General features: G+C 70.5%; 12 protein-coding genes. 4 read left to right on the top strand and 8 right to left on the bottom strand.

Annotation, left to right across the window (positions count from 1 at the left end):
- Positions 1-2: 2 nt before the first annotated feature.
- From VGJ14_17455 to VGJ14_17490, 8 genes are read right to left on the bottom strand one after another with little or no spacing between them, the layout of a single operon-like run.
- The gene (locus tag VGJ14_17455; protein HEY2834215.1) at positions 3-1,166 is read right to left on the bottom strand and encodes a nucleotide disphospho-sugar-binding domain-containing protein; all 1,164 of its coding nucleotides are present in this window, start codon (positions 1,164-1,166) and stop codon (positions 3-5) included.
- Positions 1,163-2,080, bottom strand: a complete 918-nt coding sequence (locus VGJ14_17460; GenBank protein HEY2834216.1) for an ATP-binding cassette domain-containing protein — start codon at positions 2,078-2,080, stop codon at positions 1,163-1,165. The genes VGJ14_17455 and VGJ14_17460 overlap by 4 nt, the downstream gene beginning before the upstream one ends.
- Positions 2,077-3,960, bottom strand: coding sequence for a wax ester/triacylglycerol synthase domain-containing protein (locus VGJ14_17465; protein ID HEY2834217.1), 1,884 nt, complete (start codon positions 3,958-3,960; stop codon positions 2,077-2,079). Before VGJ14_17465 ends, VGJ14_17460 begins: the two co-directional genes overlap by 4 nt.
- The gene (locus VGJ14_17470) at positions 3,957-5,126 is read right to left on the bottom strand and encodes a glycosyltransferase (protein HEY2834218.1); all 1,170 of its coding nucleotides are present in this window, start codon (positions 5,124-5,126) and stop codon (positions 3,957-3,959) included. Before VGJ14_17470 ends, VGJ14_17465 begins: the two co-directional genes overlap by 4 nt.
- Positions 5,123-5,953 carry an alpha/beta hydrolase gene (locus VGJ14_17475; GenBank protein HEY2834219.1) on the bottom strand — a complete coding sequence of 277 codons (831 nt, stop codon included), beginning with the start codon at positions 5,951-5,953 and terminating at the stop codon, positions 5,123-5,125. Before VGJ14_17475 ends, VGJ14_17470 begins: the two co-directional genes overlap by 4 nt.
- A complete protein-coding gene (locus tag VGJ14_17480) occupies positions 5,950-6,285 on the bottom strand; it encodes a phosphopantetheine-binding protein (protein HEY2834220.1) in 336 nt (111 codons plus the stop codon). Before VGJ14_17480 ends, VGJ14_17475 begins: the two co-directional genes overlap by 4 nt.
- Positions 6,282-10,874, bottom strand: a complete 4,593-nt coding sequence (locus tag VGJ14_17485; protein ID HEY2834221.1) for a beta-ketoacyl synthase N-terminal-like domain-containing protein — start codon at positions 10,872-10,874, stop codon at positions 6,282-6,284. The genes VGJ14_17480 and VGJ14_17485 overlap by 4 nt, the downstream gene beginning before the upstream one ends.
- Positions 10,874-17,737, bottom strand: a complete 6,864-nt coding sequence (locus VGJ14_17490) for an SDR family NAD(P)-dependent oxidoreductase (GenBank protein ID HEY2834222.1) — start codon at positions 17,735-17,737, stop codon at positions 10,874-10,876. The genes VGJ14_17485 and VGJ14_17490 overlap by 1 nt, the downstream gene beginning before the upstream one ends.
- Positions 17,738-18,607: 870 nt before the next feature.
- Between VGJ14_17490 and VGJ14_17495 the strand changes: the two genes are divergently transcribed.
- The 4 genes from VGJ14_17495 to VGJ14_17510 all read left to right on the top strand — a co-directional run bounded on the left by VGJ14_17495 (position 18,608) and on the right by VGJ14_17510 (position 20,665).
- The gene (locus VGJ14_17495; protein ID HEY2834223.1) at positions 18,608-19,078 is read left to right on the top strand and encodes a low affinity iron permease family protein; all 471 of its coding nucleotides are present in this window, start codon (positions 18,608-18,610) and stop codon (positions 19,076-19,078) included.
- Positions 19,079-19,158: 80 nt separating this feature from the next.
- The gene (locus VGJ14_17500; GenBank protein HEY2834224.1) at positions 19,159-19,488 is read left to right on the top strand and encodes a metalloregulator ArsR/SmtB family transcription factor; all 330 of its coding nucleotides are present in this window, start codon (positions 19,159-19,161) and stop codon (positions 19,486-19,488) included.
- The gene (locus VGJ14_17505) at positions 19,488-19,916 is read left to right on the top strand and encodes an SRPBCC family protein (GenBank protein ID HEY2834225.1); all 429 of its coding nucleotides are present in this window, start codon (positions 19,488-19,490) and stop codon (positions 19,914-19,916) included. The genes VGJ14_17500 and VGJ14_17505 overlap by 1 nt, the downstream gene beginning before the upstream one ends.
- Positions 19,917-19,942: 26 nt before the next feature.
- The gene (locus VGJ14_17510; protein ID HEY2834226.1) at positions 19,943-20,665 is read left to right on the top strand and encodes a DUF899 family protein; all 723 of its coding nucleotides are present in this window, start codon (positions 19,943-19,945) and stop codon (positions 20,663-20,665) included.
- Positions 20,666-20,739: the final 74 nt, after the last annotated feature.

Consider the following 20,739-nt stretch of genomic DNA (forward strand, 5'->3'; position numbering starts at 1 on the left):
TTTCATGCCACGGACTCGATGTACTGCGCGGCGGCAGCGGCGCCCCCGGCGGCCCGGAATGCGTCCCCGACATACTGCGCGGCCTTGCGGTGCAGGGGGTCGTTCAGCACCAGGTCCAGGGCCTCGCCCAATCGCTCGGGGGTGATGCGGTCGAAGGGCACCCGGATGCCCGCGCCGGCGGCAACCACCTGGTTCGCGACCACGGGTTGGTCGTCCCGGATCGGCGCCACCACCAGCGGCACGCCGTACCAGAGCGCCTGGCAAACGGGGTTGTGGCTCGCATTGCATACCACCGCCGCGCACCACGGCAGCAGTTCCAGTTGCGGGACAACCGGCAGCACAAGGACCGATGAGGTCGACACGGCGTTCTCGAGGAGGTCTGCCGGGTCGACGATGATCCCCTGCAGTCGGTCCCGCCGATCCCGCAGCGCGCCGCGGACGGCGGCCAGGAACACGGCCCCGGCGTCGGCGTCGGCCGCGCCGATGCTGACCAGCACCAGTTTGCGGTCATCGAGCCACTCCCAGGGGAAGTCCCCGAACGCGGGAGGAGGATGGATCGACGGGCCCACGAAGCAGATGGGGCCGGACGGTGCCGACACCGGGCCGGTCAGCTCCGGGGTGGTGAACGCGAGAATCAGATGCGGGGAGAACCGCGGGTCCTTTCCGCCGAGCGGATCACCCGTACGCGACCGGAGATTGTCGAAGCGTTCGTTCAACCAGGCGTCCAACAACGGCATGCCGTCCAGGGCCCCGGTGAATTCCGCCGACGTTGTCGCGAAGGTGACCCACGGGATGCCGAGCCGTTCGGCGATCAGCGCGCCGGCCACGGCCTGCTGGTCGACGACCAGTACGTCCGGCCGGAATTCCTCGACCGCCGCGAGCACGTCCGGCGCCATCACCTCGCCGAGCGGGATCAGGAAGTCCTCCCACAGGAACTGCAACGCGGCCAGCTCGCACATCGCCGGGCGTGCGAACGGCTCGCCGTGCCTGCCGCGGGGCAGCGCGCAGGGGTAGATCTGCGCGGTACGGCCGGCCAGCGCCCCGACGATCTCCGGCATGCCCGCCCAGGCGACCTGGTGGCCGCGCGCGGTCAGCTCAGCGGCCACCCCGACGGCCGGATTGATGTGGCCGACCCGCGGCGGCACGACAAACAGGTATCGGGTCATGCCGCACCCACTTCCGCTGATCGGAACTCCACCGAATCCCTGGTCAGTCCGAGAAAGGCCTCCTCCAGCGACATGCGATCAACGCACAGTTCGTTGATCCGAATGCGGTGCTCCCAGGCCAGATCACCGATTCGCTCGGCGCTGTGCCCACGCACCGTCAGCACGCCCGGGACCGGAGCGCTGATCTCCACCCGGGGCCCGGCCAGGACCATCGTCAGGCGGTCTGCCTCGGGGGTGCACACGCGCACATGCGCCGGCGCGGCAGTGGCGATGAACTCCTCGACGGTGGTGTCCGCAATCAGCCGACCGCGGCCGATCACGATCAACCGCTGCGCGGTCAGCGCCATCTCCGAGAGCAGGTGGGAGGAGAGGAAAACGGTCCGGCCCTGCGCGGCCAGGTGCCGTAGCAGGGCACGGACCCAGCGGATGCCCTCGGGGTCCAGGCCGTTCACCGGTTCGTCGAGCATCACCGTCGCCGGATCGCCCAACAGCGCAGCGGCGATGCCGAGCCGCTGACCCATGCCCAGCGAGAACTCCCCGGCGCGGCGGCGCGTCACCCCGGCCAACCCCACCAAGTCCAGGACCTCCCCGACCCGACGTCGACCGATGCCGTTGGTCTGAGCGAGGGCGAGCAAGTGGTGGAAGGCCGGACGGGCGGCGTGCACCGCCCGGGCTTCCAGCAGCACGCCGAGTTCGGCCATCGGCACGGCGGCACGGCGGTAAGTCTTCCCGTTGACCCGCACCGAGCCCGAGCTCGGCCGGTCCAGGGCCGCGATCATCCGCATGGTGGTCGACTTCCCGGCGCCGTTCGGGCCCAGGAACCCGGTCACCACGCCGGGCGCAACCGTGAACGACAGGTCGTCCACCACCGTGGTGTCCCCGTAGCGTTTGGTCAGACCGCTGACCTCGATCACCGACGCCCCGTCAGTTCCCCAACTGTGTGGGTGGCGGCCGCCGCCCGCTCGTTCGCGAGGGAGAGCAGCTCGTCGAGTGCCCGGTGCATGCCGTCGATGAGCTCACGGGGCTGCGGCACTGCGGCCTCAACGCACAGGATGGTGAGGAAGACTCGGTCCCCGTGACCGGCGACCACGAAGTTGATGATCGTGCCGCCCTCGTCGGCCGGCCCGCTGAAGTGCACGGTCTCGACTTGCGATCCGGCCAGCGCACCCATCGGGCGCTGCTCACGGACGTGGGACACGATGAGGTTCCACTTGCGCTCGGTCTTCTGGCGATCGTGGCGCATCCGACGCCGTTTGTACCGCTGCAGCGAAAGGATCACCCACGGCGGAATCTGGTCCAGCCATTCGTCGAGCAAGTGCGGGCCCCGGACGACCAGCACACGTTTCGCCCGAGCGGTGACGGCACCGATCGTGATCAATCGCTGCCACGGGTCGGTGAGATCGGTGGCCAGCGTGGCCTTCAGGAACCCGACCCGGTTACCGAAAGTACGACGTGGCGCATTCGCCCGGTCCAGGCCCACCGGCACGTTCGCCACCAGTGAGGGTGTGGGCAGGCTGTCCCGCGCGGACAGATAGCCCCGCATCGCCCCGCCGACGAGCGCGAGCACGACGTCGTTGGTGGTGACCCCGGCCGCGTCCTTGATCCGGATCAAATCGGCGCTGCGCAATGTGGAACTGGCGAAGGTCTTTCGGCCGGTGAATGGTCGGTAGGGCCGGCACATCGCGGTGTCTCGACCGCTCGGCAGGGCGACCGGGGAGGCTGCGATCGCTGCCTTCGCCGTGGCCGAGCTGGTCCGCGTGGCGCGCACCAGAGCGGGCAGCCGGCACACCGTCCTGGCCTGGTCTGCCAGACCCTCGATGAGCAGCCGGCCCGTACTCGGTAGGGGCTCCGGCTCGGCTGTTTCCACCGGCTCGGCCCCGACATCGCTGACCAGAATCTGCAGTGTATTCAGCAGCGCGAAACCGTCGGTGACGCAGTGATGGACAGTCAGTACGGCGGCCTGCCGACCATCCGCCAGGCCGTGGACCAGGGTCAACCGCCACAGTGGCCGCCGCCGGTCCAGGTAACGCCCGGTTTGCTCGGCGCAGTAGGCGTCGAGCAGTGCCGCCGTGCCGGGGGCGGCGAGGGTGTGTTCCTCCACGTGATGGGTGATGTCGAACTCGGGATCGTCGACGTACACCGGACGGCCGAGTCCGAACGGAACGCCCACCACCCGCCACCGGAAGGCAGGCAGGGCGTCCAGCCGCTGCGCGACGTGGTGGCGCAGCTGCTGAACATCGAGCAGGGCCGACGATCCGTCCGCGGCGACGTACGGCCGCAACCGCAGCACCGCAAAACAATTCGCGGTCGTGCCGGAGTACTCCCCGGAATGGAAGGCGGAGTCGAGCCCCGACAATCGTCGGGCTGCGCGCGGGGGCGCCACGATTGCCCCGGCCCCGCTGTCCGCTGCGTGCTGACCGGTCATCAGCACCGGGACCAGGGTGCACAGCAAAAACACCGCGCCCAGTGCGAGGTGTCCCGATCGGTGTTCGCCCCGTTCGACGGCCGCTACGGCGGCGGTCGTCCACATGGCGGCATTGGCCGCACCCGCAAATCGGCAGCTCACCCCGAGCCGGCGCCACCGACCGCCGCGAGGCGCGGTGAACGCAGCGAGCGCGGCCACCGCCAGGCCGACCCCGATGGCCCACCGGGAGACCCACCACGACGGTCGATCGAGCTGCAGCCACACCAGCGTGCCCAGCAGGCCGACGAGCGCACCGACGACCAGTGCGATCTTCTGCTCACGCGTGGGCGGCGGGTTGCACCGCCGGAACGTTCGGCGAAGGGTGTTCACGCCAACACCTCCATGTGATCGGCGGCGGTGGCGGCGCCACCGGCGGCCCGGAAGGAGTCCCCCACGTACTCGGCACACTTGCGGTACATCGGGTCGTCCAGCACCAGGTCGATGGCCTCGCCCAGTCGCTGGGCGGTGATCCGCCCGAATCGCACCCGGGTGCCGGCCCCCGCGGTGACCACCTGACCGGCCACCGTCGGCTGGTCGTCCACGATCGGCGCCACCACGAGGGGAACGCCGTGCCACAGCGCCTCGCACACGGTGTTGTGCCCGGCGTGACAGACCACCGCGGAGCACCGGGGCAACAACTCCACCTGCGGCACCGCGGGCAGCACCAGGACGCCGTCGGTCACCGTCCCACCCGCGAGCAAGTTGCCGGGGTCGACGATGACGCCCTGCAGCCGGTCGACGCGGTCGGTGAGAGCGGTGTGAGCGGCCGTCAGGAACGCCGATCCCGCGTCGGTGTTGACCGTGCCCAGGCTGACCAGCACCAGCCTGCGTGCGGCGTCGAGGCGTTCGACGGGGAATTGCCCGTAACCCGGTCGGGCCGCGATCGACGGACCCACGAAGCGGATCGGTCCACCCGGCGAGACCGCGCAACCGGAGAGCTCCGGGGTGGTGAAGGCGATGATCAGGTGCGGGGAGAACCGCAGGTCGGCGCCGCCCGGCGGGACGCCCATCCGGTGCCGCAAGGTGCCCAACAGGTCGCTCACCCAGGCTTCGACCAGTGGCCTGCCGTCGCGGGCCGCGATCAATTCCGCTGAGGTCGTCGCGGACGTCACCCACGGGATGCCCAGCTGCTCGGCCACCAGCGCGCCCGCCACGGTTTGTTGGTCGACGATCACGACGTCCGGCCGGAACTGCGCCACCGCGGTGCGCACACCCGGCACCATCGTTTCGCCGAGCGGAATCAAGAACTGTTCCCACAGGAACTGCAGGGCGGCCGGGCCCCGCAGGCCCGGTGGGCGACCGACCGGTGCCCCGCAGGCATCCCGCGGCACCGCGCAGTCGAAGATTTCGGCACTCGGACCCGCGAGCCGGGCGATGATCTCGTACTGGCCGGCCCAGGCCACCCGGTGCCCGCGCGCCGCGAGTTCCGCGGCCACGCCGACCGTCGGGTTGATGTGCCCGACCAGCGGCGGCACCACGATCAGGAACCGGCTCATGAGGCGGCTCGCAGCCCGGGCCCGGCCGGCCGCGTGACGGCGACGCCCTGCTCGGCCAGCCAGCTCAGGATGAGCGTGCTGATCTGCTCCGGGGCGCCGGAGAGCACGAAGTGGTCCTGATCCGCCAGCACGGCCGTGCGACAGTCGGGCAACGCGTCCACCATCTGATCGGCCAGGTCGACGAGGTCGGAATCGGCGGCGTAGACGGCGAACACCGGGCAACGAATGCGCCAGAATTCGGTCGGTTCCAGCAGCAGGCGGCTGGCCAGCATGTCGTCGACCAGCGCCGTGGTACGCAGCATGCGGGACGCCCGCAGGGCGAGGCGGCCCATGTGCGAACCGTGCTGCGCACTGATCGAGGCGATGGACGCCTCCCAGTCCGGGTCGGTCCTCCCGTGCTCCAGGCTGGGGGCCACCCGGGTGGCCCAATCCGGCGTGGCCGGTTCCGATTCGATGGCGAAAATGCTCGCCACCCGATCCGGATGCAGGACGGCCATGCCGAACGCGACCATGCCGCCGAAGCAGTTGCCCACCAGGTGCACCGGGCCGGCGATGCCGAGTTCGTCGAGCAGGGCCGGCAGGTCCTCGACGAAGCGCTCCAGTTGGTAACCCGACCCCGGCCGAGTGGTGCGGCCATGACCACGCTGGTCGTACATGACGACGTCAAGGCCGGCCTCCGCCAGCGCGGGGGCCACCGTGAAGTAGTAGGTGGCCAAGGTGTCGGCCGGGAAACCGTGCACCAGCACCACGGTGGCCGCCGGCGGCCGATCGAGCGGCCCGAGACGCTCCACATGAAAACGCAGCCCGGCGACGTCGTGGAACGTCACCGCAAACGCGCCTGGGTCACCGTCAGACCATCAACCACGTGGTAGACGAGCTCCCCCACCGTGAGCGCAATCAATTCGTCCAGGTGCTTCCCGGCGACGAACTCGGCGAAGTTGACCCGCTCGCCCCAGCGAGCGTTGAGCATGACCGCGAGAGAGACCATGTCGATGCTCTCCAACTCGAGGTCGTCGTTGAACGACGTGTCCATGGTGATGTCCGCGCAATGCGGGCCGATATCGGCAAGCACGGCCGCGAGCATGTCCGCGATCTCGGCGAGAACCTGCTCGATGGTGGGGTTCACGGTGGTGGGGTTCATGGTGGTGGTCGCGGTCATGCTGAAACCGTCCTCTCGCGATGGTGGCCGGGGCTGAGCTCGGCCGTGATGGGTCCGTCGGCGGCCAGCGCCACCACGTAGGTACGTGGCGGCAATCCGGACCGGCTGGTGATGCAGCTGATGTCCACGCAGTACGTGGCCGGCTTTTCTGAGCCTTCGTCAGCCACGGTCACCCAGATCTGTCGTGTCTGCGCGGACACGACGGCGAAGTCCCGCGGCCGGCCCTGCAGTCCGGTCCCGCGCGCCTTCGCGACGGCCTCCTTCGCCGCCCAGAAGCGGGTGAACCACACCTCGGGCGAATCACCGGTGGCCAGGCAGGCCGCCAATACGTCGCGCTCCGCGGGCGCGAGTGCGAACTCCACCGTGCCCGGTGGACGCTCCGACACCTGCTCTATGTCGATGCCCACCCCGAAGCCCGCGGCGGGCCGGGCGACCGCGACGGCCGTGTCGGCGCAATGCGCCACCGAGACCTCCAGGCCGGGCAAAACCCGACCGTGCATCCCGCTGACCCGCGGCTTGCCGTTTTCGTCGTTACCCACGAAGATCTCCGCCGGCCAGAGCGGGCCCTCACCATCCGCCCACAGCAGGTGCCGCACCGCGTCCTTGACGGCCAACCGCCCCAGCACCCAACCCCGGCGCCGACGTGGCGGCTGCCGTTCGGCCAACTGCCGTTCGGCCGCGCTCAAGTACCGCCGCATCACGATGTCCCGGGTGGCCAGATCCGCAGAGTGATCGACCATCAGCACCCAGCCGTCGGGCTGCACGGTGCCGTGCGCGTTGCGTTCCACGCAGCGCTCCACCGGCAACGACGCCGCGTCCGAGTCGAACCGTCGGTCGCGCCAGCCCGACACTTCCGCCCACACCACGTCGCGCCCGCCGGGTCCGGGCACGCACAGCTGCACGTCGGCGGCCAACGTCTCCTCGGAACACTCGACGATCCGGATGTGGCAGCTCACCTGGACGCCGGGCGCCGGGGCCGGGGCGTGGAACCGAATCGCGCGCATGCCGATCGGGAAGACCAGGGTGCGGTCGACCCCACGCGCCATGATCCAGCAACCCAGGATCTGCCCGACGTTGTCCAGCAGTGCCCCCGGCGCCGCGGGTGCGGTGATGACCCCGCGGATGTGCGCCGGACCGATCGCCGAGAGGGCACTGACCGCCTGGAACGCGGGCCCGTGGAACATCCAGCGCCGCGCATACATCTGAGCCGCCGTCAGCGGCGGTGGTTCCTCGGCGGGATCGATCAGCCACGGGTCGGGCGGGGGTGGGTAGGCCCCGGCCAGTTCCACCGTGCCCCGGGCGCAACCGCCGAAGGTCGCCGCCAACCGACCGTCCGCGGTCGGCTCGAGGCCGACGTCGATGCTGCTTGCCGGGATCACCGGTACCCACCGCTCGAACCGCAGGTCGTGCAGCGCCACCACCACGCCACCGGGGTTGGTCGCCCGGGCAGCATCGGCCAGATGCTCCACGATTGTGGTCGCCGGGATGACCGGGAACCGATCGGAGGCATCGGGCCAGCCCGGACGCTGGCTGAAGAAGCAGTGGTCCGCCAGATAGGGCATGGACTCCAGGGAAACCGGCAACACCGCATGCGAGGGGGCCGGCCATTGCACGGGCCGTCCCGGTGGTGCCGTCACCTGAGGTGGGGTCAGGTTCGATGGGACCTCGCGGCGTGCAGCGAGCGCATCGCGGCCCGCCGTGAGCAGCGCCAGCGCGGAGCGCTCGGCCTCCCCGATCAGCGCCTCGAACTCGGCCACCGCCGGGAAATGTTCGGCGAGTTCGCGCAGTTCCGTCCGCGCGGCCGCCGGTGCATGCGCCCCCATCCCGGCCTGCAGGCCGGGCAGTTGCTCGGAGTTCAACGAAACCAACGAGCCGCCCAAGTTCAGCCGCACGCTTGGCGCCCGGTTCCGGGTGGGAGCCAGGGCAGTCAGGTCGACGTCGGCACCGCCGGCCCACAACGCTGTGGCCGCCAGTCGGAGCTGCGCCAGGCCTTCGCGCCGCGCGGATGCCGCCGCGATGGTCAAGTGGTCCTGCTCCCGCAGGGTATCGGCGACCAACCCCGTCAACTGGCCAACCCCGACCTGCACGAAGGCCCGGAAGCCCGCGGCGTACATGGCCTGCAGCAGCGGGCGGAAGCGCACCGGTTCCAGCAGATGGCGCGTGTGCAGAGCACGCACGGCCGCGGCGTCGGCGGGGAATTCGGCCGCCGTGGTGGCCGACCAGACCGGAATGCTCGCCGGGTGGATGCCGAAGAGATTCGCGCTGCGCCGGATCGACTCCAGATACGGCTCCAGCATCGGGGTGTGGAATCCGGACCGGAACGGCAGGACCTGCCCGAGCACGCCGCGGGCCCGCATCGCCAGGACGAACGCGTCCACCTCGTCGTTGGGCCCGCACACGATTGTCTGCTGCGGGGCGTTGTCGTGGGAGAGAACGATCCGGGTCCCGGTCGGGGAGGACGCCGACAGGGCAAGTTCGTCGAGCACGAGTTCCGCGCTCGCGCCCACGGCGGCGTAGGCCAGGCCGGGCACCTGGACCGCATCCGGGTCGTAGCCGGCCAGGAAGTTGTCGAGGTCCTCCGCGCAGTAGAGGCCGCCGGCAACCATGGCGCTCCACTCACCGACGCTGTGGCCGGCGACGGCATCCGGGACGATCGCGATCCGGCGCAGCGCGCTGTCCAGCAGACGGCCGACGGTCATCACCCCGACCATGTGCCGACCCACGTCACCGACGATGTCGGCGCCCTCGAACAGCTCTGCCGCGGGCAACCGCAAGTGTGCCGACACATCGGCCACCCGCGGCGCGAACGTGTCCTCCAGGCCGGGAAACAGGAACGCCACCCGGCCCCGGCCCGGGCCGAGCAACGGCTCCGGGGAAAACCAGACGTCGCTGCGGCCGCGCCAGGCCTGGCCGCGTTCGACCGCCCAGCGGGCAAGCGCGAGCCGCTTCTCGGTCGGCTCGACAATGCCGAGCCGACACGGCGGGGCGTTGCGGACATCGTCGGACAGGCCGGCCGCCACCACCTCGGCGTCGGGGGCGTCGAGCATCCGGGCGAGCGCGTCCGGCGCGGACGCCGCCAGGCGCAGCACCCGCTCCGGCTCATTGATCCGGACCCGTTGGCTCGGGGTGGACCCCGTCCCGGACCAGGCGGGCGTGGCGGCCCCGGGGGCCTGCTCCAGCACGACGTGCGCGTTGATGCCGCCGAAGCCGAAGGCGTTCACGCCGGCGCGGCGCGGGCCGTCGGACTCCCAGGGTGCGGCCGCAGAGATGGTGCGGAACCGGGTGCCGGCCAGTGCCGGATGCGGTTGGTCGCAGTGCAGCGTCGGCAGCAGGACGCCATGGTGGACGGCCAACGCCGCCTTGACCAACGAGGCCACGCCGGCGGCCGGCATGGTGTGCCCGATCATCGACTTGACCGAGCCGAGCACGGCGCGTGCCCGATCTCCCTCCGGTCCGCCGAACACTTCCTGAAGGGTCGTCAGTTCCGCGGCATCGCCGACCGGCGTCCCGGTGCCGTGGGCCTCGAGCAGACCGATCGAGCCGGGCGCGGTGGGATCCAGGCCCGCTGCCGCCCAGGCCGCCCGCACGGCCCGGGTCTGCCCGCCGGGGTCGGGGTTGGCCAGCGCCGCCGTCCGCCCGTCGCTGGCCACGCCCGTGCCGCGGATCACCGCGTACACGCGGTCACCGTCGCGCTCGGCATCGGCCAGCCGCTTGAGGACCACGACGCCGGTGCCCTCGCCCATGAGCACACCGTCGGCATCGCGGTGGAACGGCCGGATCCGCTGGCTCGCCGACAGCGCGCCCAGCTGCGTGAACACGCTCCACATCGTGATGTCGTGGCAGTGGTGCACGCCGCCCGCCAGCATGACGTCGCAGCGTCCCCGGATCAGCTCCGCCACGGCCGCATCCACCGCCACCAGCGAGGAGGCGCACGCCGCGTCGACGGTGCTGGCCGGACCGCGCAGGTCCAGACGATTCGCGATCCGCGACGCCGCCAGATTGGGCACCAGCCCGATGGCGGACTCGGGACGATCCGGGCCCAGCTGGGCCACGAAGGCGTCGCGGATGGCGCCGAGCTGCTCGGCCCCGAGCTGCGGTGCCAGCTGGCCGAGGGTGCGCAGCATCTGGTGCACGGTGCGCACCCGCTGGTCCAGCCGGACCAGACCGGGTGTCAGATATCCACCCCGGCCCAGGATCACGCCGACGCGGTCGCGGTCGGGCAGCCGGTCCGGTCCGCCGGCATCGGCGATCGCCGCCTCGGCCACGTGCAACGCGATCAGCTGATCCGGTTCGATCGCGGACACCGAACTGGGCATGATCCCGAATCGAGTGGGTTCCACCACGGCGTATTCGTCGACGAACCCACCTCGGCGGCAGTAGATCCGGTCCGGTGCCGCCGGGCCGGTCGCGTTCGCCGCGGACGGGTCGTAGTACGCCGGATCCCACCGGTGCTCGGGGACCTCGGCGATGGCGTCGATGCCCGCCACCAGGTTGCGCCAATAGGTGTCCAGATCGGGGGCACCGGGCAGCAGCACGGCCATCCCGACGATGGCGACACCGTCCGGCCGTCCACCGCCGACGGCGCCCATCACCAGCCCGACGCGGTGTAGACGACCGAGCGCAGCGCCTCGGGTCCCCAGGCGAGTTCGCGCAGCAGGGCGCGCGTGCCGGCCTCGGCATCGATCAGGCGGATCCCGCGGCGCGTGTAGTCCCGGGCGAGTTCGGCGGACACCATGCCCCCGTGGATTCCGCAGGGCGACCACGGGCCCCAGTGCACGGTCAAGCACCGGCCTCCGGTTCGCCGCGACCAGCGCGCGCCAAGGGACTCCAGGGCGTCGTTGGCCGCGGCGTAGTCGACCTGGCCGCGGTTGCCCAATGCGCCGGCGACGCTGCCGAACAGGACGGTGAAGCGCGGGCCGTCGGGCAGCTCGCCCAACGTGTCCAGCAGCGCGCGTGCTCCGTCCGCCTTGGTGGCGAACACCCGCGCGAACGAGCGGGCGTCCTTCTCGGCGAACAGCTTGTCCTCGATGACGCCCGCCGCGAACACCACGCCGTCCAGTCGTCCGTACGCGGCGTGTACTTCCTTGGCGGCGCGGCTCAGCGCCGTCGGGTCCGCGGCGTCCACCGCGCGGTAGTGCGCCGCTGAACCCAGCACGGTCAGCTCGGCGAGCGTGGCGGTCACCTCTCGGGCCGCCAGCAGGGCACCCGCGAATGCGTCGATCTCTGACATCGGGAGTCCCCGGTGGGCGAGCACGGCGCGCAATTGGGTCCGATCCAGCGCCGCGGCGGTGTCCGAGTCCTCGGGCTCGGTGGGCAGCGGGGTACGGCCCAGCAGCTCCAGCCGGCACCCCGACGTGGCGGCGAGCAGCGCGGCGAACCGGGCGGTGATGCCCCGGGCACCGCCGACGAGCAGGACGACCGCGTCCCGATCCAGGCCCAGGGCCGCAGCCTCCGACGCCCCCTCTCCGGCCGGTCCGGCGCCGGTGTGCGCCAGGACGCCGAGATCGGATTCCACCAGGGCCAGGCCACGGCGACCCACAGCGCCGCGCAGCACCACGGGCTCGCGATCCTCGGCCAGCAACTCCGCGACGACAGCGTTGGCGACGCTCTCGCCCGCGGTGTCGTCGACCTCGATCAGCCGCACGAGCATGTCCGGGTATTCGCGGGCCAGACTGCGCACGAGCCCGCGCAGGCCATCGGCCCGTCCGGAGGAGGCCGCAAGCCCGTCCACGGCCGGGCGGACCGCGAACAGTAGGCGAGGACGAGCGCGCAACGCGGCCTGCAGGGCGGGCACGCAGGTCGGCAGGACATCCGGGCCCTCGTCGCAGAGCGGGTCGAGCAGCAGCACACCGTCGATCGAGTCGTCGGCCGCGCCGGCCTCATGGGTCGCCTCACGCAGGAGCACCTCGACGCCGTGACCGCTCAGCCGGGCGGCGACGTCGCCCGCGACGGCGGCTCCGCCCAGGACGAGGACCCGCGTTCCGGCCAGGGTGGCGATGTCGGCCGCGCCCGCGGACAGCGGGGTCTCGACGTGCACCAGGCGGACCGGCGGGTGTCCGGTGATCCCCGGCTGCGCCACCGGCACCGATTCGGCGGCCGGCGGGCCGACCAGCCGAGCGGTGAGCCAATCGGTGACCGCGAGTGCGGTGCGGGCCCGGGACAGCTCCTCGAGCTCTGCATCACTGAGTGCATCCAGACCGGCTCGGCCGCCACCGGCGAGTCGCTGGGCCAGCAGACCCACAATCTCCGTGCGTTTGATGGAGTCGATCGACAGATCGCTCTCCAGGTCGAGCTCCGGTTCGATCATCTCGGGGGGGTAGCCGGTGCGCTCTGCGACGATCTCGATGACGATGCGCAGCACCGCGTCGTGATCGAGCGTCTCGACGGTCGGCGACTCGACGACGATCGGCACGATGCCCGACGCCGCGACGGAGGCCGGCGACATGACGGGTGCGGGCGCCGCCAGTGCCGGGCCGGACAGCGGAGCCGTGGCGGCCCGCGGGACGAACGATCCGTCAGAACCCAGGCGAGCCAGCAGAACGTCACGCTGCGCGGCCAACATCTCTCGACCCGCTCGCAGGAAGTCCGCGATCAACGCGTCCGTCGCGGCTTGGAACGAGTACCCATCCGCCGGCGTTGCCACCAATGGCTCCTTGATCATGTGGGTCGGCGCCAACGCACCGGGCAAGTAGTTGCCGTTCGCGGTACGGACGAGCTGCCCGTCCACGGTCCAGCCGGGGTGACGCGAAACCGGCGCGGTGGCGGCGTCAACGGCGTCGCGCCCGCGTAGCAGGCGTCCGGGGTCGACGTCGACGCCGCAGACGGCCAGTGCGGCCAGCGCATCGAGAAAACCGGCGATGCCATCCCGCCGGTCCTCCAGCGCAATGGCCCGGTGGGGTCGGTCGCCGAGCACGGCCGATACGCAGCGGGTGAGTACCGCACCGGGCCCCGCCTCGACGAACACCCGAGCGCCCGCCGCGTACATGGCCTCGATCTGGTCCACGAATCGCACCGGCGACACGAGCTGGGCCGCGAGCTCGGTCCGAATGTGCGCGGGGTCCGCCGGGTATACCGCGGCGGTGCGGTTGGCGAACACCGGCAATTCCGGGGAGCGGATCTCGCGGGTGGCCAGCACGTGGGCGAACAAGGAGCCCGCATCGGCCACGACGGGACTGTGGAACGCGCACGCGACCGGGATCCGCTTGACCGAGAAGCCGGCCGCGGCCAGTTCCCCGATCGCCCGCTCGACCTCGTCCGTGCCACCGGAGATCACGGTTTGCCGCGGGGCATTGAGATTCGCCGCGACAACCTGCCCGCACAGTCCGGCGGCGGCCAGCACGGCCTCGACCTCGGCGGCACCGGCGGTCACCGCGGCCATCGCGCCGGGGTCGGCGCCCTCGCCGACCGCCTGGAGAATCACCCGGCCGCGTTCGTGGCTGAGCAACGGCAGGTCCTCGGCCGCCAGCACGCCGGCCGCACACAGCGCGACCAGTTCGCCGTAGCTGTGCCCGGCGAGCAGATCGGGATACACGCCGGCCATCGCCAGCAGGTCGGCAGCGGCCAGGCCAACCATGCCCAGGACGGGTTGGGCAATCCGGGTGTCCACCACTCGCGCCCGCGCCGCCGCGGTGGCTTCCGGCGTGAATGTCGCCGCGGGAAACAGCACCTCGGCGTACTCCGCACCCCACTGCAGGTACCGCTGCAATGCCGGGAAGGCCGCGAACAACTCGGCGAACATTCCGACCCGCTGGCTGCCCTGCCCCGGAAACACGAACGCCACGCGGGAGGAATCTGATCTGCCCTCAGTTAGGACATCGGCCGGGTCGGAGTCGGCCAGGTGCAGCCCTGCGGACGGTGCGGGATCCGTTGCCAGGGCGCCGTGCAGCAGCACGACGAGTTCCGCGACGTCCGCGGCGACGATCGCGATCTGGACCGGCCCGTGCCCGGCTTCGGCCCGGTGCGCCGCCGCCAGCGCGAGGTCGCGCAGGCGCCAGGGGTTTGGCTCGAGTTCGGCCAGCCGTAGCAGTTCGGTCACGCCGCCTCGAGCCCGGGCGGAGTCCGCGCCGCGGAACAGGAACAACTCGGCGGGCCACTGGTGCTGTCCGTGCCTCGGGGCCGGACTCTCGTGGGCCCGCAGCACGGCATGGAAGTTGGTGCCGCCGAAGCCGAACGAGCTGATCCCGGCGACACGTTGCGCCCCGCGCGCCACCCATGGGCGGGCCTCGGTGTGGAAGGCGAACGGGCTGGTCGCCGGCTCCCAGGCGGGGTTCGGCCTGGTGAGGTGCAGCGTTGGCGGCTTGACGCCGGTGTGCAACGCCAGCGCGACCTTGATCGTCCCGGCCAGGCCGGCGGCACACTTGGTGTGGCCGATCTGCGATTTGACCGACCCGAGCGCGCAACTGCCCGGTGCCGCTCCCGCCCCGGTGAATAGTTCGGTCAGCGTGGTCAGCTCTGTGCGGTCGCCGACCACGGTGCCGGTGCCGTGAGCCTCGAGTAACCCGACGTCGGCCGGCCCGATGCCGGCGCTGCGATACGCGCGTTCCAGCGCCGCCCGTTGGCCCTCGGGGCGGGGCGCGGTCAGACCCAGTGACCGTCCATCACTTGCACTGCCGACTCCGGCCACCACCGCGTAGATGCGGTCGCCGTCACGTTCCGCGTCCACCAGGCGCTTGAGCACCAGGCAGGCCGCACCCTCCCCGAGCGCGATGCCATCGGCACCGGAGTCAAAGGCCCGCGAGCGTCCGGTGGGCGACAGCGCCTGCACGGAGGCGAAGAGCAGGTAATCGGCGATCCCGTTGTGCAGGTCGGCACCCCCGCACAGCACCATGTCCGCGGTCCCCGCGACGAGCTGACTGCAGGCCACGTCCAGCGCCGCCAGCGACGAGGCGCAGGCCGCGTCCACCGTGAAGTTCGACCCGCCGAGGTCGAGCCGGTTGGCGATCCGCCCGGCGATGACGTTGGACAGCGTGCCCGGGAACGTGTCCTCGGTGACGACCGGCAACTGCGCCGCGATCCCGTCCGGAACGCCACCGAGGTAGCCGGGCAGCAGTGATCCCACCATTCCCGCGCCGGCCAGGTCGCTGCCCGCTTCGGCACCGAAGATCACGCTGGTGCGGGCGCGATCGAAGGCCCGGCCGGCGCCCTGCCCCAGCGGGTCGTAGCCGGCGTCGAGCAGGGCCCGGCGAGCGACCTCGAGGGAGAGCAATTGGACCGGCTCGATGCTGCCGAGTGCGGTCGGCGGGATCCCGTAGCTCAATGCGTCGAAGGGCACGGGTGAGAGGAAGCCGCCCCACTTCGACGGGGTGGTGCCCGAAGCGCCGTCCGCGGACCAGTAGATCGCCGGGTCCCAACGCTCGGGCGGCACCTCGGTCACCGCATCGACACCGGCGACGATGTTGGCCCAGAACGCGGCCAGATCCGGCGATTGTGGGAAGACGCAGGCCATGCCGACCACGGCGATGTCCAGGGGCGCCGCAGCGGCCTCATCCACCGCTGTGTCGCGATCCTGACGGTGCGTCAGTGCTTGGGCGATGAGAAGTTCGGCGGCACCGGTGCTGACCGCGGCGTGCAGGTCGGCGATCGTGGTGACGTCGTCACGCAGGACCGTCACCTGACCCGCCATGAACATGCCGCGGGTGATCTGCCCGTCCTCGTCGATGTCCACCAGGTCATCGCCGACCCGTTCCAGGCCCTTGCTGGCGATGCGCAGCCGCCCGAGATTGAGGTTCTCCAGGCGCTCCCAGATCTCCCGCTCGGCCACCCCGGCGGCCCGCAAATCCTCGCGCTGCGCCTCGAACTCGGCGGTGAACGCGCTCGGCACACACCGGGTGACGTGCCCCGGCGCCGTCTGCAGCAGCGCCGTCGCCTGCGCGCGCAGCGCCTGCCGCTGGAACTCCGGGAGCACGGCGCCGCAGGACACCGCCTCGGCGGTGAACAGGTAGGAGGTCCCCATCAGGCAGCCCGCCAGCAACCCACCGCCATCCGCCGTGCGCGGTGCCAACGGCGCGGCCATCGCGGCGACCAGCGCGGCCGACCGCTCGTCATGGATGCCTCCGGCAAACAGCACCTCGACCCGCTCAGTGCCCTTCGCGGTGGCCAGGAAGTCCTCCAGGACGGCCAGTTGCGTCTCCCACAGCGCGAAGCTGTGCCGCGGACCGATGTGGCCACCGCACTCGGCGCCCTCGAAGATGAAGCGGCGTGCCCCATCGGCGAGGAACTGCTGCAGCAGACCCGGCGAGGGCACGTGCAGGAACGTGGTGATGCCAACGTCCTCCAACGCGCGCGCCTGCGACGGGCGACCGCCCGCGATGATCGCGTGGGTCGGACGGGCGGCGCGCACCTCGGCCAGTTGGGCGCTGCGCACGTCTTCCGGGGCGAAGCCGAGCACGCCGACACCCCAGGGCGCGTTCCCGACCTCGGCCGCGGTCTGCGCAAGCATCGCCCGGGTCTGTTCGGGCCCGGCCAGGGCCAACGCCACGAACGGGAGCGCGCCCCCGGCGGCCACCGCGGCGGCGAACCGCGGCTGGTCACTGACTCGAGTCATCGGTCCCTGGGCCAGCGGCAGTGGGCTGCGCAGCACTCGGCACAACGGTGCCGCCGGACCGAGCCAATCGGTCGGCGCGCCCGGAACTGCCGCCGCCTGCATCAGGTTCGAGATTGATTCCTGCACGGCGTGCACCGCACGCGTCACGGTGCCCCACCGGTCGGCGAACATCGCGGCAAGCGACCCGTCCTGACCCACCGGCAGTTCGATGCCCGCACCGCCACGGCCGGCGCGGCCGCGTAACACCCGACGCCCGTCCACCACCACGGTCTCCGACCCGTCCATGCGCCGCACCAGAGCCGCGACCTCGCCGGGGACCGACGATTCGGCCAGCAGCGCCAACTGGCTGTCCAGCACCACCCCGGCCGCGCCGACGGCCACCACGGCAGCCGCGGTGCGCGGCCCGATGCCCCCGGCGGCCCAGACCGGGACGGTGATCTGCGGTGTGGCGAGCAACTGTTGCAGCAGCACGAACGTGCTCAGTTCCCCGACCCGTCCACCACTGTCGGCGCCCCGCACGATGAGCCCGTCCGCGCCGGCCGCGACCGCATCGCGCGCCTCGGTCAGCTCAGTTACCTCGACCAGCACGCGCCGGCGGCCGCCCAGTTGCCCGACATCCCAGCCGGGCACCTGCAGCGCGGCCAGTACGACGGTGTCGGGCGATGCACCGTCGCCGGTGCACAGGTCGGCGGCGGTCAGCACACAACCGGGCGCGACCCGCACGCCGTACGGGCCACGGACGTCCGCAGCCAGGCGAGCCAGTGCCTCTCGTCCGGACCGGTCACCGGTCCCGAGGTCGAGTACACCGAGGGTGCCGGCTGCACACAGTGCTGTCGCCAGACCCGCGTCCGGCAGGGCGAACGGGGTGATGCCGATGATGGTGTCGGTCCAGGCCCTCCGTAAGCGCATGCCCATCCCCTTGCAGGTGCCAGTGCGATCGGCATCACGTACCGAAGAAGGAAGGGCCCCTGGTGCTCGGGAGTCCTCGCGTCGGGGGTCGATTAGCGCCACGGCGGCGCAGCCGTCAGCAGAAATTAGTCATTTGTTCATGAACGGCATCCGCGTCACGAAAAGGCCATCGTGTTTTGCGGCAAAAATGGCGGCGAGTGGGTTTCCGATCACCGTTCCAAGATCAACATACAAGGCGATGAATGCGTTACGTCAAGTAATGGGCTCGTAAAGAGACCTTGATCAACTTCTCAAAATGTCATTTTTGTAAAGGGCTGCAGATCGCTCTGCAAAGCCGAACATTTGAGATTTGCCGCGCCCGGCGGCCGAGGTCGCATGGGCCCCCACATGGGCGTTTTGCCATCTCCTCATGCGCGTCGCGACGCCATCGCGGATGCGCCCGCACGCGCAAACGGGGCCCGGGCGCGTCCGCATGCCGAGACACGGCGGGCTGATTCAACTGTTCGTAATATGACAATCATGTGCCGACGACTCACGATTTAAGTCGCACCATTTATCTCGTTGTGATACGTCAGTAAACGTGCAGCAATCACCCGGGTTACCGAAATCGACCGGAAACGTCGCCCAGCGTTGCCGGCCGAATACTGCTGGTCGCCGAAATTCACCCGCTCGCGACCGCGCGGGATTCGCCGCCGCCGGATGTCAGACGTCACGCGACCAATTCCGCATGCAACACAACTGCCGCGGGAACGCCTGATCATCGCGGGACAGGCACCCCTGCGGAACGGTCGCGCCGTAAACGGCATGGTGGTGCTCGCCTCGAGATCTTCGTGGCCGGACATCCTCTAGAACAACACCACGAGGGGCACCATGACGCGACCGCAGCACGACCCCAATGCCAAGCCACCGATCGCGCTGATGCCCAGCGACGTGTCCAGCCGGATCGGGGTGTTCGATCGGTTCGCCGGCCTGATGGCGACGTTGGCCAGCCGCGCGCCGTTCTTCATCTTCTGCATCGGTCTGGTGATCGCCTGGTTGGTCGAGGGCATCGTCAAGATTGCCGACGGCGGCGGGATCAGCGCCTTCCAGGACAGCGCCTACCAACTGCAGATCAACACCACGACGACCATCGTCACTTTCCTGTTGGTGGCCCTGCTGCAGAACAGCCAGACACGTTCCGATCAGGCCACCCAGCACAAGCTGAATGCCATCGCCGACGGGCTGGCGGACTTCATGGAGCAGATGGCGCAGATGCACGACAACGCCAAGCTCCACCAGGACCTGGTGGAGCTGCGCGATGCCGTGGGGCTGGAGAGCCGGGAGAACACCAGCCACAAGTAGTGACGCCGCGGCGGGTCCGCCACACCCTGATCTCCTTTAGTTAGTTGACACTTACGTAAGTATATTCTAACGTTCAATGCATGGACGCCGCACTCAAGGCCCTGGCCGTACCCCGCCGCCGGGAGATCCTCCGCCTGGTGTGGTCGCAGGAGCTGGCGGCCGGTGACATCGCCGATCAATTTCCCGACGTCACCCGCCCCGCGATCTCGCAGCACCTGACGCTGCTCAAGGAGGCCGATCTCGTGGCCGAACGGCGCGACGGCACCCGTCGGCTCTATCGGGCGAACACCGACACGATGGCCGACCTGCGGGCGTTCCTCGATGACTTCTGGACCTCCGGCCTCGAGCGATTGCGCAATGTCGCCGAGGCCGCGGAAGACCGCAAGCGACAGACGAAGGGCAGCAACTGATGGCCGAGCTGGTACGCGAAATCATGATCGCCGCCTCCCCGGAGACGATCTGGCCGTTCCTCACCGACTCGGCACGGCACGCCGAGTGGTGCGGCACGATCGCCGAGATCGACGCCCGCCCCGGCGGCGTGCACCGGGTGCTCATCCAGGGCCAACACCCGGGCGTGGGTGAGTACCTCGAGGTGGTGCCACTGGAAAAGGTGGTCTTCACCTTCGGCTGGGACGAGCCGGGCCACCCGATCCCGCCCGGCTCCACGACCATCGAGATTTCCCTACGCCCCGAGGGCGACAAGACCCGCGTGCGGCTCACCCACAGCGGGCTGCCCGAGGACGCGGTTTCCGACCACACCAAGGGGTGGGACCACTACCTCTCCCGGCTCGCGATCGCCGCCCCCGGTGGCAACGCGGGTATCGACGCACCGAACTGACCTCTCCTCAGAACAGGAGCGAGACGATGACCGAGCACCGCACCGCAACCCGCGAACAGTGGCTGAAGGAACGCCTCGATCTGCTCGACGCCGAGAAGGAGCTCACCCGGCGCACCGACGAGCTGCGGCGACGCCGCCTGGAGCTGCCGTGGGTTCGGGTCGAGAAGGACTATCGCTTCGACACCGAGGGTGGCGCGGCCACCCTCGCCGAGCTGTTTCGCGGCCGGTCGCAACTGATTGTGTATCACTTCATGTACGCGCCGCACTGGGACGAGGGCTGCCCCAGTTGCTCGAGCTGCGCCGACAGCTTCAATCAGACGCACCTACACCTGCAGAACCACGACGTCGCGTTCACCGCCGTCTCCCTGGCCCCGCTGGAGAAGCTGCTCGCCTACCGGGACCGGATGCAGTGGAGCTTCCCATGGGCGTCGTCCGCGCCGAGTGACTTCAACGTCGACTTCAACGCCTCGTTCACCGAGGAGTCCGTCGCCACCGGCAAGCAGTCCTACAACTTCCGCGCCCTCGAGGGCTGGCAGGTCGATCCGGCCAACCTGCCGTTCGAAGGTCCCGGCATGAGCGCGTTCGCCATCGAGGGCGGCGCCGTGTTCCACACGTATTCCGCCCATGCGCGTGGCCTCGACGTCCTGTGGAACATGTGGCAATGGCTCGACCGCGCCCCCCGCGGCCGCAACGAGGGCGACATGGCCTGGTTCCAGCGCCACGATCGGTACGCGGACAGCTACCGCTGACGTGGTCGACGGCATTTCAGTACGAATCCGCACACGGCCTCGACTCGGTGCTTCCGCGCTCCCTTGATCACGCC

It is taken from the genome of Sporichthyaceae bacterium, from assembly GCA_036493475.1.
Lineage (GTDB): Bacteria > Actinomycetota > Actinomycetes > Sporichthyales > Sporichthyaceae > DASQPJ01.

Coding starts and splice junctions, on each gene's coding strand:
- VGJ14_17490 (HEY2834222.1), bottom strand. CDS start 17,737: ATGCGCTTACGGAGGGCCTGGACCGACACCATCATCGGCATCACCCCG.
- VGJ14_17505 (HEY2834225.1), top strand. CDS start 19,488: ATGGCCGAGCTGGTACGCGAAATCATGATCGCCGCCTCCCCGGAGACG.
- VGJ14_17500 (HEY2834224.1), top strand. CDS start 19,159: ATGGACGCCGCACTCAAGGCCCTGGCCGTACCCCGCCGCCGGGAGATC.
- VGJ14_17495 (HEY2834223.1), top strand. CDS start 18,608: ATGACGCGACCGCAGCACGACCCCAATGCCAAGCCACCGATCGCGCTG.
- VGJ14_17455 (HEY2834215.1), bottom strand. CDS start 1,166: ATGACCCGATACCTGTTTGTCGTGCCGCCGCGGGTCGGCCACATCAAT.
- VGJ14_17480 (HEY2834220.1), bottom strand. CDS start 6,285: ATGACCGCGACCACCACCATGAACCCCACCACCGTGAACCCCACCATC.
- VGJ14_17470 (HEY2834218.1), bottom strand. CDS start 5,126: ATGAGCCGGTTCCTGATCGTGGTGCCGCCGCTGGTCGGGCACATCAAC.
- VGJ14_17510 (HEY2834226.1), top strand. CDS start 19,943: ATGACCGAGCACCGCACCGCAACCCGCGAACAGTGGCTGAAGGAACGC.
- VGJ14_17485 (HEY2834221.1), bottom strand. CDS start 10,874: ATGGGCGCCGTCGGCGGTGGACGGCCGGACGGTGTCGCCATCGTCGGG.